The sequence below is a fragment of the Mucilaginibacter sp. KACC 22063 genome (assembly GCF_028736115.1).
Lineage (GTDB): Bacteria > Bacteroidota > Bacteroidia > Sphingobacteriales > Sphingobacteriaceae > Mucilaginibacter.
Map to the genome: position 1 here is coordinate 1,634,339 of NZ_CP117877.1, position 15,323 is coordinate 1,649,661.

General features: G+C 41.6%; 14 protein-coding genes. All 14 read left to right on the plus strand.

Features of this window, described 5'->3' with window-relative positions; all coding sequences use genetic code 11:
• Window position 1 precedes the first annotated feature (1 nt).
• Window positions 2-799, plus strand: a complete 798-nt coding sequence (gene porG, locus PQ461_RS07145; protein ID WP_274302760.1) for a type IX secretion system protein PorG — start codon at window positions 2-4, stop codon at window positions 797-799.
• Between the two features lie 96 nt (window positions 800-895).
• Window positions 896-1,417: an ExbD/TolR family protein gene (locus PQ461_RS07150; protein ID WP_274302762.1), complete on the plus strand. Its 522-nt coding sequence runs from the start codon at window positions 896-898 to the stop codon at window positions 1,415-1,417.
• A 248-nt stretch (window positions 1,418-1,665) separates the two neighbouring features.
• Window positions 1,666-2,406, plus strand: coding sequence for an undecaprenyl pyrophosphate synthase (uppS, locus tag PQ461_RS07155; RefSeq protein WP_274302765.1), 741 nt, complete (start codon window positions 1,666-1,668; stop codon window positions 2,404-2,406).
• 61 nt (window positions 2,407-2,467) lie between these two features.
• Entirely contained in the window at window positions 2,468-5,017 is a 2,550-nt protein-coding gene (gene bamA, locus PQ461_RS07160; protein WP_274302766.1) for an outer membrane protein assembly factor BamA, read from the plus strand.
• Between the two features lie 3 nt (window positions 5,018-5,020).
• Window positions 5,021-5,551, plus strand: coding sequence for an OmpH/Skp family outer membrane protein (locus tag PQ461_RS07165; RefSeq protein ID WP_274302767.1), 531 nt, complete (start codon window positions 5,021-5,023; stop codon window positions 5,549-5,551).
• A 49-nt stretch (window positions 5,552-5,600) separates the two neighbouring features.
• Window positions 5,601-6,137 carry an OmpH/Skp family outer membrane protein gene (locus tag PQ461_RS07170; RefSeq protein WP_274302768.1) on the plus strand — a complete coding sequence of 179 codons (537 nt, stop codon included), beginning with the start codon at window positions 5,601-5,603 and terminating at the stop codon, window positions 6,135-6,137.
• Between the two features lie 62 nt (window positions 6,138-6,199).
• Window positions 6,200-7,027: a glutamate racemase gene (murI, locus tag PQ461_RS07175; RefSeq protein WP_274302770.1), complete on the plus strand. Its 828-nt coding sequence runs from the start codon at window positions 6,200-6,202 to the stop codon at window positions 7,025-7,027.
• A gap of 105 nt (window positions 7,028-7,132) precedes the next feature.
• A complete protein-coding gene (gene nuoH / locus PQ461_RS07180) occupies window positions 7,133-8,206 on the plus strand; it encodes an NADH-quinone oxidoreductase subunit NuoH (protein WP_274302772.1) in 1,074 nt (357 codons plus the stop codon).
• A 10-nt stretch (window positions 8,207-8,216) separates the two neighbouring features.
• Window positions 8,217-8,804, plus strand: a complete 588-nt coding sequence (locus PQ461_RS07185) for a NuoI/complex I 23 kDa subunit family protein (protein ID WP_274302776.1) — start codon at window positions 8,217-8,219, stop codon at window positions 8,802-8,804.
• Window positions 8,801-9,349: an NADH-quinone oxidoreductase subunit J family protein gene (locus PQ461_RS07190; RefSeq protein WP_274302778.1), complete on the plus strand. Its 549-nt coding sequence runs from the start codon at window positions 8,801-8,803 to the stop codon at window positions 9,347-9,349. Before PQ461_RS07185 ends, PQ461_RS07190 begins: the two co-directional genes overlap by 4 nt.
• Window positions 9,346-9,657 (plus strand): NADH-quinone oxidoreductase subunit NuoK, encoded by a 312-nt coding sequence (nuoK, locus tag PQ461_RS07195; protein WP_274302781.1) that lies wholly within the window; start codon window positions 9,346-9,348, stop codon window positions 9,655-9,657. The genes PQ461_RS07190 and nuoK overlap by 4 nt, the downstream gene beginning before the upstream one ends.
• Before the next feature lies 1 nt (window position 9,658).
• On the plus strand, window positions 9,659-11,719 hold the full coding sequence (nuoL, locus tag PQ461_RS07200; RefSeq protein WP_274302783.1) for an NADH-quinone oxidoreductase subunit L: 2,061 nt from the start codon (window positions 9,659-9,661) through the stop codon (window positions 11,717-11,719).
• Between the two features lie 7 nt (window positions 11,720-11,726).
• Complete coding sequence (locus PQ461_RS07205; RefSeq protein ID WP_274302785.1) at window positions 11,727-13,331, plus strand: complex I subunit 4 family protein; 1,605 nt, start codon at window positions 11,727-11,729, stop codon at window positions 13,329-13,331.
• 20 nt (window positions 13,332-13,351) lie between these two features.
• Window positions 13,352-15,319 (plus strand): mucoidy inhibitor MuiA family protein, encoded by a 1,968-nt coding sequence (locus PQ461_RS07210; protein ID WP_274302787.1) that lies wholly within the window; start codon window positions 13,352-13,354, stop codon window positions 15,317-15,319.
• The last annotated feature ends 4 nt before the right edge of the window (window positions 15,320-15,323 follow it).

The window sequence follows — 15,323 nt, forward strand, 5'->3', positions numbered from 1 at the left end:
AATGCCCCGGATTTTTACTACGCTTTTACTGGTTCTCTTCACACTTACGGTAAGTGCACAGGCATGGGAGCTTGGCGTTACAGGTGGTGCTGCAGGGTATATGGGCGATCTGAACACGCGCAATATGTTCCAGGTGAGTGGCGGTGCATTCGGGGGCTTTGTAAAGAAAAATTTTAATCCATACTTATCTCTTAAGGCCGGCTTTATGCATGGTGTAATAGCTGCTGCAGACAGTAACTCAAAATTTGAACAAAACCGTTTACGTAACCTTAGTTTTTCCACTACGCTTAATGAGTTAAGCCTTATGGCAGAATTTAACTTTCTGCAATACCGGCCGGGTATAGATAAACATGCCTTCAGCCCTTATGTATTTGTTGGGATAGGAGGGGTGGCCTTTAACCCAAGGGCAAGGGTAGATAAGCATTCAGATTGGGTAGACTTGCGTCCTTTAATGACAGAAGGGCAGGTTAAGCCTTATTCTAACGTAGCGGTTACTATTCCTTACGGCGTTGGCTTAAAATATAATTTTACCCATAGCCTGAGCCTCATTGCCGATGTAGGCTATCGCAGCGCTAAAACAGATTACCTGGATGATGTCTCAGGAAATTACAAAGTTCCGACTCCCGTACGTAATGAAGATCTTGCTATAGCGAAGTATTTTGCAGACCGCAGGTTATCTTCTGATAAGGGTTCTTTAGGGTCACAACGCGGCGATGGTCGTTCGTTTGATACGTATATGTTCTTCTCATTATCGGTATCATTCACCTTCGTTTCTGATAAGTGTTACTTTTCTTACTAAAAGTTTGATTTTGAATAGTCTGGCTGCAATATTAGCCTAATGGTTGTCGTTTTAAAGGTAATAACTAACCTTTTATTCACCTTAAACTTTACAACTATGGCCGAGCTAAATTCAACCCCCGAAAAAGCTGGTAACAAAACATCACGCAATCGTTTACCGCTTCGCGTAGATCTTACTGCAATGGTAGATCTTGCTTTTCTGCTCATCACGTTTTTCATGCTTACCACAACCTTGCAAAAGAACAATGCAATGGCAGTTACCATGCCCGCAGATGGACCAAGTGAACCTGTAGGCATGAGCCGGACGCTCACCCTGTGTTTAGGCAACCATAACAAAGTGCTGAGCTACATGGGCACGCCGGATAAACCATTGGCTACTCCGCAAGTAGCTGATTACAGTAAAAGCGGGATACGTAAATTGCTTCTGGAAACGGCTAAAAACGTGACTGCCTCAACAGGTAAGCGTTTGGTGGTGCTGGTTAAACCGAGCGACCATAGTGTATATGAGAACCTGGTAAGTACACTGGATGAGTTAAATATTACAAAAACCGAAAGTTATGCTATAGTTGATATCACTAAAAACGATGTTGGCTTGCTAAAGCAATACAAAGCATATTAAAAGAAGGCCCCGCTATAGCGGGGCCTTCTTTTAAACCGGGTTTTTAATCCCTGTTTATGGTACTTCATTAATCTACAATGCTTTTTGTTTTTCTTTTAAGCAGATATAATAAAAAAATAGAAAGTAAGTTTTACCTTTGTACCCTGAAAAATTGGGGGCATTGGGTGTTGTTTACCTTTAAGCCTGTTAATTTAAAGTGATTAAGCTAAACAAATAAACGGCGCATGGCCGTGGCTTTTCCGTAAGCAATGAGTTATAAAGAACAGATAGATACCTTAAAGTTACCACAGCACGTGGCCATTATAATGGATGGAAACGGCAGGTGGGCTAAAGGTAAAGGTAAGCTGCGTGTATTCGGGCACCATAACGGGGTAATCTCTGTTAGGGATGTAGTTGAGGCAGCCGGAGAGATTGGTGTAAAATATCTTACCCTTTATACCTTCTCGTCTGAAAACTGGAACAGGCCTAAATTTGAGGTAACTGCAATTATGGAGTTACTGATCGGTACCATTAATAAAGAAATTGCAAAGCTGATGGAAAACAATGTGCGCCTTAATACCATAGGCGACATTAACATGCTGCCAACAAAAGCTGCACGTGAGCTTACCGAAGCAATTAGAAAAACTTCGTCTAATACTGGTTTAACCTTAACGCTTGCTTTAAGTTACAGTTCGCGCCGTGAGATTGTGGCCGCTGCAAGGCAGCTGGCAGAAAAAGTACAGCAAGGCCTTTTAAAAGCTGAAGATATTGATGAGCAATTATTTGCTGACAACTTATATACTGCCGATATGCCTGACCCTGAACTACTGATCAGAACAAGCGGTGAATACCGGATCAGTAATTACATGCTTTGGCAAATTGCCTATGCAGAACTATACTTTACTTCAAAATTATGGCCTGATTTCCGTAGGGAAGACTTTTTTGAAGCCATTGTTGATTACCAGAAAAGGGAACGCAGGTTTGGTAAGACAAGTGAACAGGTTAACTAATTTTACTTTTAACAAATTTTAACAACTGATTAGTCTATTTTTAGCCCACTTAAATATTCGGATGAATAAACTTTTTTTTGCAATTCTATTCTCGGTTCTGGCAGGTACAGCCATGGCTCAGGTAAGCCAGCCATCTGCACTGCAAAGGCCGAATTTGCCGACTGATAGCTTGAGCTATCTTAATCCTAAAGATTACATTATAGGTGGGCTAACAGTTAGTGGGGCTAAGTATCTGGATAAAGATATTCTTATTCAGGTTTCCAAATTAAATAAGGGCGATAAAATCACGCTTCCAGGCGATGCTTCATCTAACGTAATACGTAACCTTTGGCAACAGGGTTTGTTTGACGATGTTAAGCTGAATATCACTAAAATAAACTTAGATACCATTTACCTGGATATTGCTGTGCAAGAGCGTCCGCGCTTATCACGTTTGCATATATTAGGTATCCGCAAAGGCGAAGTAGAAGATGTACAGAAAAAGTTGAACGATAAAACGGGCAAAATCGTTAACGAAAACTTACTGAATACGACAACCGCTATCATTAAAAAGCATTTTAATGAGAAAGGCTTCCTTAATACAACTGTTGATATTAAACAACGTAAAGATCCGGGAGATGAGAGCAGCGTTATACTTGATGTAACCGTGAACAAGCATCAGAAGGTGAAAATCAATGATGTGATTTTTGAGGGTAATAAAGAGTTTAGCACAGCAACCTTACGTAAGTATTTACCAAAAACACGTAAGCGTAAGTTCTACAACATATTTGGTTCACGTAAGTTTAAGGAAGACCAGTACGAGGAAGACAAACAAACGCTGATTGAGAAAATGGCGGCCAAAGGTTATCGCGATGCAGAAATCATCAGCGATTCTGTTTGGAAACATGACGACAATACCGTTAACGTAAAAATTAAAGTTTACGAAGGCCCTAAATATTACTTCGGTAAAATCAACTGGTCTGGTAACGCAAAATATTCAACTGCTATCTTAAGTAAGATATTGCGCGTTCAAAAAGGTGATGTTTTCAGCGAAGAACAGTTAAACAAACGCCTGAGCGGTCCAACGCCTAATAGTGATGACGTATCTTCACTATACCTTAACGATGGCTACCTGACTTATCAGGCAGACCCTGTTCAGACAAAAATCTATAATGATACTGTTGACCTGGACATCCGTATTTATGAAGGACCGCAGTACCGTATCAACCGCGTTATTGTAAAAGGTAACGATGTAACCAACGATAAAGTGGTTATGCGTGAGATCAGGACTAAACCTGGACAATATTTCTCTAAAGATCTGGTCATCCGCAGTACACGTGAGATTTCTCAGTTGGGTAACTTTGACGAGCAAAAGATCGATCCGAAACCGACAAACATCAACCCTAATGATGGTACGGTAGATATTATTTACAACGTGGTTGAAAAACCATCAGACCAGATCGAACTTTCGGGCGGTTTCGGTGGTGGCCAGTTAGTGGGTACATTAGGCTTAACGTTCAACAACTTCTCGTTGCGTAACATATTTAATCTTAAAGCTTACCGCCCGCTACCAAAAGGTGATGGACAAAAATTAAGCTTACGCGGACAGGCCAACGGTAAAAACTACCAGAACTATTCGTTCACTTTCTCTGATCCATGGTTCGGTGGTAAAAAGCCTATTTACTTTGGTTTAACAGCCTATACACAGTTAAGCTCAACAGGCCAATATTATGCTAAGACTGACCCTCGTTACAACTACTTACGTATTAATGGTATCGGCGTAACTTTAGGTAAACGCTTAAACTGGCCGGATAACTACTTCCAGCTGAACTACTCGCTTAACTTTGACCACTACAAACTAGATAACTATACCGGTTACCTGTTTAGCAATGGTACATCTTACAACATTAAGTTAACGCAAGAGCTAAGCCGTAACTCACTTGACGTGCCAATTTATCCTACTTCGGGTTCAAACATTAAGTTTACCGTACAGGTAACGCCGCCATACTCATTGTTTAATAATACCAACTACAAAATTGCAACACCAGAGGAGCGTTACAGATTTGTAGAATATCATAAGTGGAAATTTGATGCGCAGTGGTTTACACGTATCACCGGTAAGTTGGTTGTGATGTCGCAGGTACGCTTTGGTTTCTTAGGTTACTACAACAAAGATGTAGGCCAGTCGCCGTTTGAAAGGTTTAAAGTAGGTGGCGACGGTATGCAGACTTACCAGTTCCTGCAAGGTAGCGAGATCATTGGTTTAAGAGGTTACAAAAACTTCTCTATTGTACCGGTAGGTTCAAACTACAATGCTGATACCAACCCGGGCAGCCCGATCTACAATAAATATACACTGGAAATCAGGCACCCGATTATTGCCAGCCAGTCGGCAACCATATTTGTTTTAGGATTTGCTGAAGGTGGTAATGTGTGGAACAATTTTAGTCAATTTAATCCGTTTAATATCAGACGTTCGGCAGGTGTGGGTGCTCGTATATTTTTACCTATATTTGGTTTGCTTGGACTTGACTATGGTTATGGCTTTGACAGCATCCCGGGTATACCTGACGCTAACAAAGGCCAGTTCCACTTTTCAATTGCACAGAGCCTGAGCGGAGGATTTAATTAATATATGAAAAAGGTTATTTTAACATTTGTTATTACTTTTGCAGCGTTTTTAGGTGCTTATGCCCAGCGCTTTGCTTTTGTTGATTCTGAATACATTTTAAAACATGTACCTGAGTATGCAGCAGCACAAAAACAGCTGGCAACATTATCAGATCAATACCAAAAAGATGTAGACAGCCGTTTTCAGGAAATTGACCGGTTGTATAAAGCTTATCAGGCAGATCAGGTTTTAATGACCGCTGATATGAAGAAGCGCCGTGAAGCTGAGATCGTAGACAAAGAGAAAGCTGCAAAGGATTTCCAGCGTTCGAAATTTGGCCCCGATGGCGAGCTTGCAGAACGCAGCACACAGTTGGTTAAACCGGTGCAAGACCGTGTTGCCAAAGCGGTACAGGCCGTAGCAGAAGCTGAAAACCTGGATATGATATTTGACAAAAACAGCGAAGTGATGATGCTGTATGCAAATCCTCGTTATAATAAAAGCGACGCGGTTATCACCCGCTTAGGTTTAAAGCCGGGTGTGTTTGCAAAGTGAAAAATTTTTAATAAAATCGCATTAAATTAAAAAAGAACAAAGACAGAAAATGAAAAAACTATTGAAAGTTGCTTTAGTTGCGGGATGCATGTTAATGGCGGGTAACTTTGCGAAAGCACAAACTAAATTGGGTTACATCAGATTTAACGATTTGATTGAAGCAATGCCTGAGACTAAAACAGTTCAGACTCAATTACAAGCATACCAAAAACAATTCATGGATCAATTGAATGCCCTGAATACTGAATATACCAGCAAATTACAAGCTTACCAAAGTGGCCGTGCAAGCATGACTGACGCTATCCGTACTGCAAAAGAAACCGAGCTTGGCGATATTCAGAAACGTATGCAAGATTATCAGAACACTGCTCAGCAACAAGTTACTGATAAAGGTAACGAGCTGTTTAAACCAGTTACTGAGAAAGCACGTACAGCTATCAACGCTGTAGCTAAGGAAAAAGGTTATACTTACGTTATTGATACTACCCAGGTTGAACTGATCGTAGCACCAACTGGCGACGATTTATTAGCTGCTGTTAAAGCTAAATTAGGCTTACCAGCAACTGCTGCACCAGCCGGCAAATAATTTTAATAATTATAAAGTATTTAAAAGCGCCTCAAATCGGGGCGCTTTTTTATTTTTGTACAGTGTCGTCACAAAAACCTATAGGTATATTTGATTCCGGCTACGGCGGGTTAACGGTTTTCCGGTCTATTGCAGACCAGCTGCCCGGTTATGACTATATCTACTTTGGCGATAATAGCCGCGCGCCATACGGTAACCGTTCATTTAAAAATATCCACCACTACACCTGGGAGTGTGTGCAATGGCTTTTTAAACAAGACTGCCCGCTGGTAATCTTAGCCTGCAATACGGCATCGGCAAAGGCATTACGTACCATACAGCAGCAGGACTTACCCAACGGGTATGCTGATAAGCGGGTTTTGGGTGTGATAAGGCCAACCGCCGAAGTAATAGGTAATTACTCGTCCAATAAAGAGATCGGCATTTTAGGAACCAAAGGGACGGTGCAATCAGAATCCTACCTTTTAGAAATAGCCAAATTTTTCCCGGAAGTAAAAGCCTATCAACAAGCCTGTCCTTTATGGGTGCCGCTGATTGAAAATGGCGAGCATGATAAACCCGGTGCCGATTATTTTGTAAAGCAGTATTTAGATGGCATCCTGGGAAAATCTAATAGTATTGATACATTATTATTAGCCTGTACACATTATCCTTTGATACAGGAAAAAATTAAAAACTACCTGCCCGAAAATATACAGGTAATTGCACAGGGCGATATTGTTGCTAAAAGCCTAACTGATTACTTAAAACGCCACCCGGAAATTGAGCAGCAATTGACAAAAAATAACGACCGCCGGTTTTTTACAACCACCGATGATACCGACGACTTCGACAAGCAGGCTTCCATGTTCTTTAATGAAGAAGTGAAGTCTGGATATGTGGCAGTGTAAGCTTTATAGCTGAGCTTACTTCTTTAGAATCAATCTTGATTATTAAAACTTACCATACTTTTTGTCCTGCTAAATAAGTAGATTTGCCTGCTTTAAAACTTTGCATTGGGTAATTTACTAATACATATTGGCGTGGCTGTGGGCTTATTTGCCTTTGCAGCTTTTTTCGCTTTGTTTGCAGTTTATGCCGAGCGTAAAGTTTCTGCCTTTATACAGGATAGGATAGGCCCTAATGTTACCGGTAAATATGGTACGCTGCAAACCCTTGCAGATATTCTAAAGCTCATCCAGAAAGAAATCATCAACCCCACTGCTGTTGATAAATGGCTATACGCGCTTGCGCCTGCCATCATATTTATTGCTGTTTATCTGGGTTATGCAGCCTTGCCCTGGGCGCCCGGCTTGGTGCCTTCTAAAATCAATATAGGCCTTTATTATATTTTCGCAGTCATTTCTATTGAAACTCTTGGCATTTTAATGGCGGGGTGGGGATCTAATAACAAGTATTCTATTTTAGGCGCCATGCGTTCGGCTGCGCAGATCATTTCTTATGAAATTCCTGCAGGCTTTGCTTTAATATCGGCGGTAATTGTGTGCGGCTCACTCGATTTGCAGCAGATCGCTTATCGCCAGGGCATTTTATATAAAGACGAAACCCAATGGTTTTTAGGCCTGTGGGATGTGTCTAAATTAGGTGGTATCATGTCGTGGAATATATTTCAGGCACCACACTTAATGATTGCTTTTGTGATTTACTTTATTGCCTCACTGGCAGAAAGTAACCGTGCGCCTTTTGATATCCCTGAAGCGGAATCGGAACTGGTGTCGGGTTTTCATACTGAATATACAGGGATGCGCTTCGGCTTAGTTTTTTTGGCCGAGTACTCCATGATGTTTTTGGTTTCCATGATAGGCGTAATTCTTTTTCTTGGTGCCTGGAACACACCTTTACCAAATATTGTAAGTGTTCACCTTGCCGAATGGACTACAGGAACCGCCTGGGGAATATTTTGGATTAGTTTAAAAACACTGACTTTAGTTGGTGTGCAAATGTGGATCAGGTGGACACTGCCGCGTTTGCGCGTAGACCAATTGATGGACCTGTGCTGGAAAGTATTAACGCCATTGGCTTTTGTTTGTATGATCATCTCGGCTGTATGGCGGGTATGGGTAATGTAATGATATTGTAGTGAGCTTATTTAAGGAAACGATAAAAGGATTAGCAACAGCATGGAAGGGAATGAGCCTTACCATAAAGCACCTTTTTGCCTTAAAGAAGCGTGAAGTAATACCTGTTAAAAAGCCTAATTACTTTGATGTACAAAACGGAACGGCAACCATTGAGTACCCGCAGGAAAAAATGCCGATACCCGAGGTAGGCCGTTACCAGCTGGACGTTGAGATTGACGATTGCATTGTTTGCGATCTTTGCGCTAAGATATGCCCGGTTGATTGCATCGATATAGAAGCAATTAAAGCCACTGAAGCGATTGGCCAAACATCAGACGGTACCACCAAGCGTTTATATGCGGCCAAGTTTGATATAGACATGGCCAAGTGCATGTATTGTGGCTTGTGCACGGTGGTTTGCCCAACCGAGTGTATCGTGATGACAAATGAGTATGACCGCACTGTATTTACCTTGTCTGAACTTACTTATCAATTCTCAGACATGACAGCAGAAGAGGCGGCTGAAAAACGGGCGCTTTTAGAAAAACAAAATGCAGAAAAGCAAGCTGCTAAATTAGCGGCTATGCAAAAACAGAATAAAGAATGACGGCCGTACAAATCATGTTCTATATCTTGAGCGTAATTACATTGGCTTCGGCGGGTTATGTAGCTGCAAGCAGTAACCTGGTGCGTTCGGTGTTTATGTTTTTTGTGACGCTATTTGCATTGGCAGGGTTATACGTATTGTCCCTGGCCGATTTTGTTGCGGTAACCCAAATTGTGATCTATGTTGGGGGCATACTGGTTTTAATATTATTCGCCTTCATGCTTTCCGGTCGCGAAACATTATACAACGCACAACAATCTGGCAATAAGCTGCTGCGCATCGGTAACCTGCCGGCACTGTTAATCTCAGCGTTATTATTAATTATACTGGTTAATGTGTTTTTAAAAAGTGATGCAGACCACTTGCCCTGGATAAATCGTGCCATCAGATCGGGTAATACCATGAGTACCGAAAGTAATGGTACTGCCAATATTGGTATCAACCTCATGACACGGTACTTATTGCCTTTTGAGATCATATCTATCCTATTAATGATGGCATTGGTAGGCGCGGCGCATTTGTCGAGAAAGGAGCAAGCAGCATGATCCCGTTAACCCATTATCTGGTACTAAGCGCTGCACTATTTTGCATAGGCCTATATGTTGTTTTAGCAAAACGCAATGCGATACAAATATTGATTGGTATAGAGTTGATGCTTAATGCAGCTATATTAAATCTGGTAGCATTTGGAAAGCATGATAAGGTAAACAACGGTGGGCAAATGTTTGCACTGTTTGCCATAGTGCTGGCTGCAGCTACTACGGCTGTAGCGTTGGCCATTGTTTTAAACGTTTACAGGCGCTATAAAACCATTGACCCGGATAAGGTAGACAAACTGAAAGATAAAAATTAATTTGAAAGAGACTTTGACATCAGACAATATGAACATGGCTTATCACGCGCTTGCCGCGGTGATGATGCCGTTTATTGCCTTTGCTGTTAATTTCTTTCTAAAAAGAGGAAGCAAGGTTTCGGGTTGGATATCAACGATTGCCATAGCGATAAGCGCTGTCATATCAATCATTATCTTCAACCATACCTTCAATACAGGTACTATCCATTTCTCACGTACCTGGTTTACTATTGGTGCTACAAATGTGCCTGTAGGTATACTGCTTAACAACCTTTCGGTTTTAATGCTGGTGCTGGTAAATCTTATTGCTTTGCCTGTACACATTTATTCGATGGCTTATATGAGCCATGACAAAAACTATAGCCGCTATTTTACTTATCTAAGCTTTTTCTGTTTTAGTATGCTGGGGCTGGTTGTTGTAGATAATCTTGCACTTGTTTACGCTTTTTGGGAACTGGTAGGTTTTGCTTCTTATTTGCTCATCGGTTTTTGGTACAAAAAGCAGTCGGCTGTACAGGCTAATAAAAAAGCATTTATCATGAACAGGATAGGAGATGTCGGCTTGCTGATCGCCATCCTGATCCTTTTTGTACAATACCATACTTTTGATATCGGGACTTTGTTTGGTAAAGACGGCCTTGTATTTCATTCTGTTATAAACGCAGGTAGTTGGATTGGCCCGGTTACACAGCTACCACAAGTTTGGCAGTATGTAGCCTGTGGCGGTATCATGCTGGCAGTTGCGGCTAAGTCGGCACAATTTCCTTTGCATACCTGGTTGCCTGATGCTATGGAAGGCCCAACATCGGTATCGGCATTAATACACGCAGCAACAATGGTAGCAGCAGGTATATTTTTGTTAGGAAGAGTATATCCGCTATTTAATGTGCACGAATTAGATGCTTTGGCGGTAATGGGTTGCTTTACCGCATTTATGGCGGCAAGTATCGCCCTTACACAAAACGACCTGAAACGAGTGTTGGCATTTTCGACCATATCACAACTTGGCTTTATGGTAATGGCAATGGGAGTTGGCGCTTATGCATCGTCGCTGTTCCATTTAGTTACACATGCTTTCTTCAAATGCCTGTTATTTTTGGTGGCAGGTGTGGTGATTCATGAAATGCAGCACATCAAGGACGAAAACGGGTTAGATATCGATCCGCAAAATATGCTGTATATGGGTGGGCTGCGTAAAAAGCTGCCGCTTACTTTTATAGCTGCAGTTATTGGCGGCCTGGCGCTTATAGGTTTGCCGCTTACATCGGGCTATCTTTCAAAGGATGGTATTTTGATACAAGCGTTCGAGTGGAGCGATAGTAAAGCCGGCATTTTTAAGATTGTACCCATCCTTACCTTGATCACCAGTTGGATGACGGCTTTTTATGTGGCGCGACTGATCTTTAAGGTGTTCTTTGGCAAATTCAGATTACTGGATGTGCATCCCAATATAAAGTTCCATGTAAGTGACGGCGGTTGGAACTATAAACTGCCACTGGTGTTTTTAAGTATCTGTTGCCTGTTCCCCGTATTTTCGCTTAACCCAGTTTTGTACGAGCATGCCTGGGTGTATAAAGCCTTTTTACCATCTAATTTTTTGGAGCGGCAAAACATCTATCATACCATCATCCCGGCGGGATTGAATATCCTTAGCCTTGTGGTGATCTATTGGGCGTACGCAGTATACATTCAGGAACGCAAATTACCCATCAGGCAAAATAACTGGCTGTTCGACTTATCGTACAATCAGTGGTATTTTAATAATTTATATAATGCCATATTTGTTAAACCGGTGCTTGCACTAAGCAATGGCTTATTCGTATTTGACAGGAAAGGTATCGATGGTTTTATCCATGCGTTACAAAATATAGTGATTTGGTTAGGCAAGCTTGCTGCCAATATCGATCGCTATATTATAGATGGATTGCTGCACCTGCTTGCTGCTATTGTAAAGTATATAGGTAATTTGGTACGAAGTTTCCAGACCGGGCGCGTACAGTATTACCTCATCAGCATGCTTGCTGTAATTGTTGCCTGGTTTATATTTAAAACATTGATCTAAGCTTGAAATGAATCTGCTTACGCTACTCATATTTATACCCCTTTTGTTTGGCATCCTGATAGTAGTGCTGCCAAACGGAATGCGTAATAGCTTTAAATATATTACGTTGCTGGCAGCGTTGGTTCAGCTGGTTATTTCGGTGGTTATTTACCTGCAGTTTAAAACAGGCAGCGCTTATGCGGGTATCAATCATGAAGAGCAATTTCAGTTTATACAAAAGCTGCCCTGGATAAGCCTGCAATTAGGTACAATGGGCCGCATGCAGATCGATTACTTTGTAGGTATTGATGGTATTTCTGTAACGCTGTTGCCTATGTCGGCATTGGTGATGGTGGTAGCTGCGATATCTGCATGGGAAATCAAAACCAATCTTAAAGGTTTCTTTGCCTTATTCCTGATACTGGATATGGCCGTGTTCGGTGTGTTTTGTTCGCTTGATTTCTTCCTGTTCTATTTATTCTATGAACTGATGTTATTGCCACTCTATTTCCTGATCGGGATGTGGGGCGGTGCAAGGCGCGAATATGCAGCCATCAAATTCTTCCTCTATACCTTATTCGGCTCTGTATTTATGCTGCTGATTATGGTGGGTTTATATCTGTCGGTTAAAGATCCGGCAACAGGTAATCACACCTTTAATATGGTACAGATGATGAACCCGGCAAATTATGATAGTGGTTCGGTGTTCTCTGTACTGGCGCATCAAACTATTTTGGGTATGCCCGCCCGCATGGTAGGTTTTGTGGTGCTGTTTGTAGCCTTTGCCATTAAGGTGCCGGTAGTGCCTTTGCATACCTGGCTGCCCGATGCGCACGTAGAAGCGCCTACGCCTGTATCCATTATTCTTGCAGGTGTATTGCTTAAAATAGGTGGATATGGGATTATCCGTATTTGCACCGGCATTTTTCCTGATGCTGCTATCAGCTCAGCATATTGGTTAGGTCTGTTAGGTGTAATCTCCATACTATACGGAGCATTAAACGCACTTGCGCAAAGAGATTTAAAAAGGCTCATTGCCTATTCGTCGGTATCGCACATGGGCTTTGTGCTGTTAGGCATTGCCTCTATGACCCCCGAAGGCATCAGTGGTGCTATTATGCAGATGGTAAGCCACGGTTACTTATCGTCCATGTTGTTCTTCCTGGTAGGTGTAGTTTACACCCGGGTACATGATCGTGATATTTATAATTTCCGTGGGCTGGCTGCTACTATGCCACAATACACCGTTTTCATCATGATCGCATTTTTTGCATCATTGGGCTTGCCGGGCTTTTCGGCTTTTATTGCAGAAGCATTCTCTTTAGCAGGAGCTTTTAAATCGCAATCAACAAACGGACTGGTGCCGCAGTGGATGGCGGCCTGCGGTGCGATAGGTATTTTATTAAGTGCTGCTTATTTTTTGTGGACACTTCAGCGCATGTTTTTCGGTACGGAATCTTTAAAAGGTGGTGCCGGGTGGAAACAGGCTTTAACCGATATTAATTGGCGAGAGAAATCTGCACTTCTGCCTTTAGCAATAATGGCTCTGGTATTAGGAATTATGCCGTCGCTGGTGTTTGATAAGATTAATGATTCGGTGCTTGGGCTGATAGCGTTTTTGCACCTTAAATAATATTTGAAAAAAAAGTTAAGATGGTTTATGGAATAACGCTTAATGCTGCATCCTATAACTGCCACAACAGTAATAACTGTACAGGCAAGTTTGAAGATGTTTATTTAAGCCATAACACCATGAACAAAAAACTGTCACTCTTAGCCATTTCACTATTTGCGCTAAATTTTTCAAAAGCGGATGACCGCCAAAAGATCACTTCTAAAATTCAGGGCGTAACTGTTTTCTTAACAGGCGCACAAATCACCCGCACCGCTACTGCAACAATTACTCCCGGAAACTCTGCATTAGTTTTCGAGGGCTTATCGCCCGATGTGGATGCTCAAAGTATCCAGGTAAAAGCGGACGGTAACTTTACAATTTTATCTGTTAAGAACGAACTTAACTTTTTAAACCAGCAAACCCAGCAGCAGCGCATAAAGGAGATCATCGACCAGAAAAATGCAGTTGATCAAAAACTTCAATCGCAGGTTGATCTCATGAATGTTTACCACGAAGAGGAAAAGATGCTTTCAAAGAACCAGGTGGTGAGCGGATCAAATACAAATCTGGATGTAGCCAAGTTGAAATTAGCCCTCGACTTTCAGACCTTACGCTTAACAGAGCTTAAAAAGAAGGAGCAGGTAATAGATGCACAAATTGACCTGCTGAATAAAGAGATAAAGAAATATGAGAAACAGCTTGGTGATATTTCAAAAGATAACGGCAAGCCTACGGGTAATATCATTGTCAATGTCTCTTCAAAGTCGGCAGCATCTTCAATTTTTACACTTACTTACGTGGTAAAAACAGCCAGCTGGTACCCCACTTATGATATCAGAGCGAAAAATGTAAACAGCCCGGTTACTATTGCCTACAAAGCTAATGTGAGCCAGAGTTGTGGCGAAGAGTGGAATAATATTAAGTTAACCCTATCCACAGGTAACCCATCGGTTAATGGCAGCAAGCCGGATCTTACACCCTATTATTTAGGTGGTGGAATGAATTACGATAGCCGTGCAGTTATTAAACAAGTATCGGGTACAGTACGGGATGCAAAAGGTAATGCATTATCTGATGTAAACATAAAGGTAAAAGGTACTTCGATAGGGGCGGTTACAGACCCTAATGGTAACTATAGTATTCAATTGCCATCAGGTAACCAGATGCTCGAGTTTAGCTATATCGGCTACGAGCCGCAGAGTTTGTACGCGAGTAATGAACACCTGAACGTTTATATGCGCCCAGCAACCTCTTCATTAAATGAAGTTGTTACTGTTGGTTATAAAAGTGATATGTCTTACAATATGGCTACCATTAGTCCTGTTGAACCGCAAAGAAAGGTCATGATCAGAGGGATCAGTACTGTGCCAGTTGTCGTACAACAGACTGAAAACCAAACCAACGTTGAATTTAAAATAGATAACCCGTACACGATACCGAGCGATGGCAAGCAGTACCTGGTAGAAATTAACCAGATCGAAGTTCCAGCAGATTATCAATACTATGCTGCGCCAAAACTCAGCACTGATGTGTTCCTTACCGCTAAGCTGATCAACTGGAATCAATATAATTTCTTATCAGGCGAAGCAAACCTGTTTTTTGAAGGTACTTACATTGGCAAATCGCTTTTAGATACCCATTCAACTGCCGATACGCTTGACCTATCTTTAGGGGTAGACAAAAACATTGTTATTACCCGCACGGCACAAAAAAATATGTCAGATAAACAGGGCTTACTGGGCAGCAGCAGAAAAGAAATAAAAGATTGGTTAATTACCGTTAAGAATCGTAAAACACAACCTGTAAATTTGCTGATCGAAGATCAGGTGCCGGTATCTCAAAACAGCGACATTAATGTAGATGTGCAAGAAACTTCAGGCGCCAAAATAGATGTTCATACAGGTAGGGCTTCATGGAGCTTAAAGCTGAACCCGCTTGACGAGAAAAAACTTGAATTGCGTTACCAGGTTAAATACCCCAAAAACCAAACTGTTATTGTACAATAATTAA

Bases quoted from the DNA above. Each gene is read 5' to 3' on its own strand.
- porG (WP_274302760.1), top strand. From the start codon at position 2: ATGCCCCGGATTTTTACTACGCTTTTACTGGTTCTCTTCACACTTACG.
- PQ461_RS07150 (WP_274302762.1), top strand. From the start codon at position 896: ATGGCCGAGCTAAATTCAACCCCCGAAAAAGCTGGTAACAAAACATCA.
- uppS (WP_274302765.1), top strand. From the start codon at position 1,666: ATGAGTTATAAAGAACAGATAGATACCTTAAAGTTACCACAGCACGTG.
- bamA (WP_274302766.1), top strand. From the start codon at position 2,468: ATGAATAAACTTTTTTTTGCAATTCTATTCTCGGTTCTGGCAGGTACA.
- PQ461_RS07165 (WP_274302767.1), top strand. From the start codon at position 5,021: ATGAAAAAGGTTATTTTAACATTTGTTATTACTTTTGCAGCGTTTTTA.
- PQ461_RS07170 (WP_274302768.1), top strand. From the start codon at position 5,601: ATGAAAAAACTATTGAAAGTTGCTTTAGTTGCGGGATGCATGTTAATG.
- PQ461_RS07190 (WP_274302778.1), top strand. From the start codon at position 8,801: ATGACGGCCGTACAAATCATGTTCTATATCTTGAGCGTAATTACATTG.
- nuoK (WP_274302781.1), top strand. From the start codon at position 9,346: ATGATCCCGTTAACCCATTATCTGGTACTAAGCGCTGCACTATTTTGC.
- PQ461_RS07205 (WP_274302785.1), top strand. From the start codon at position 11,727: ATGAATCTGCTTACGCTACTCATATTTATACCCCTTTTGTTTGGCATC.
- PQ461_RS07210 (WP_274302787.1), top strand. From the start codon at position 13,352: ATGGTTTATGGAATAACGCTTAATGCTGCATCCTATAACTGCCACAAC.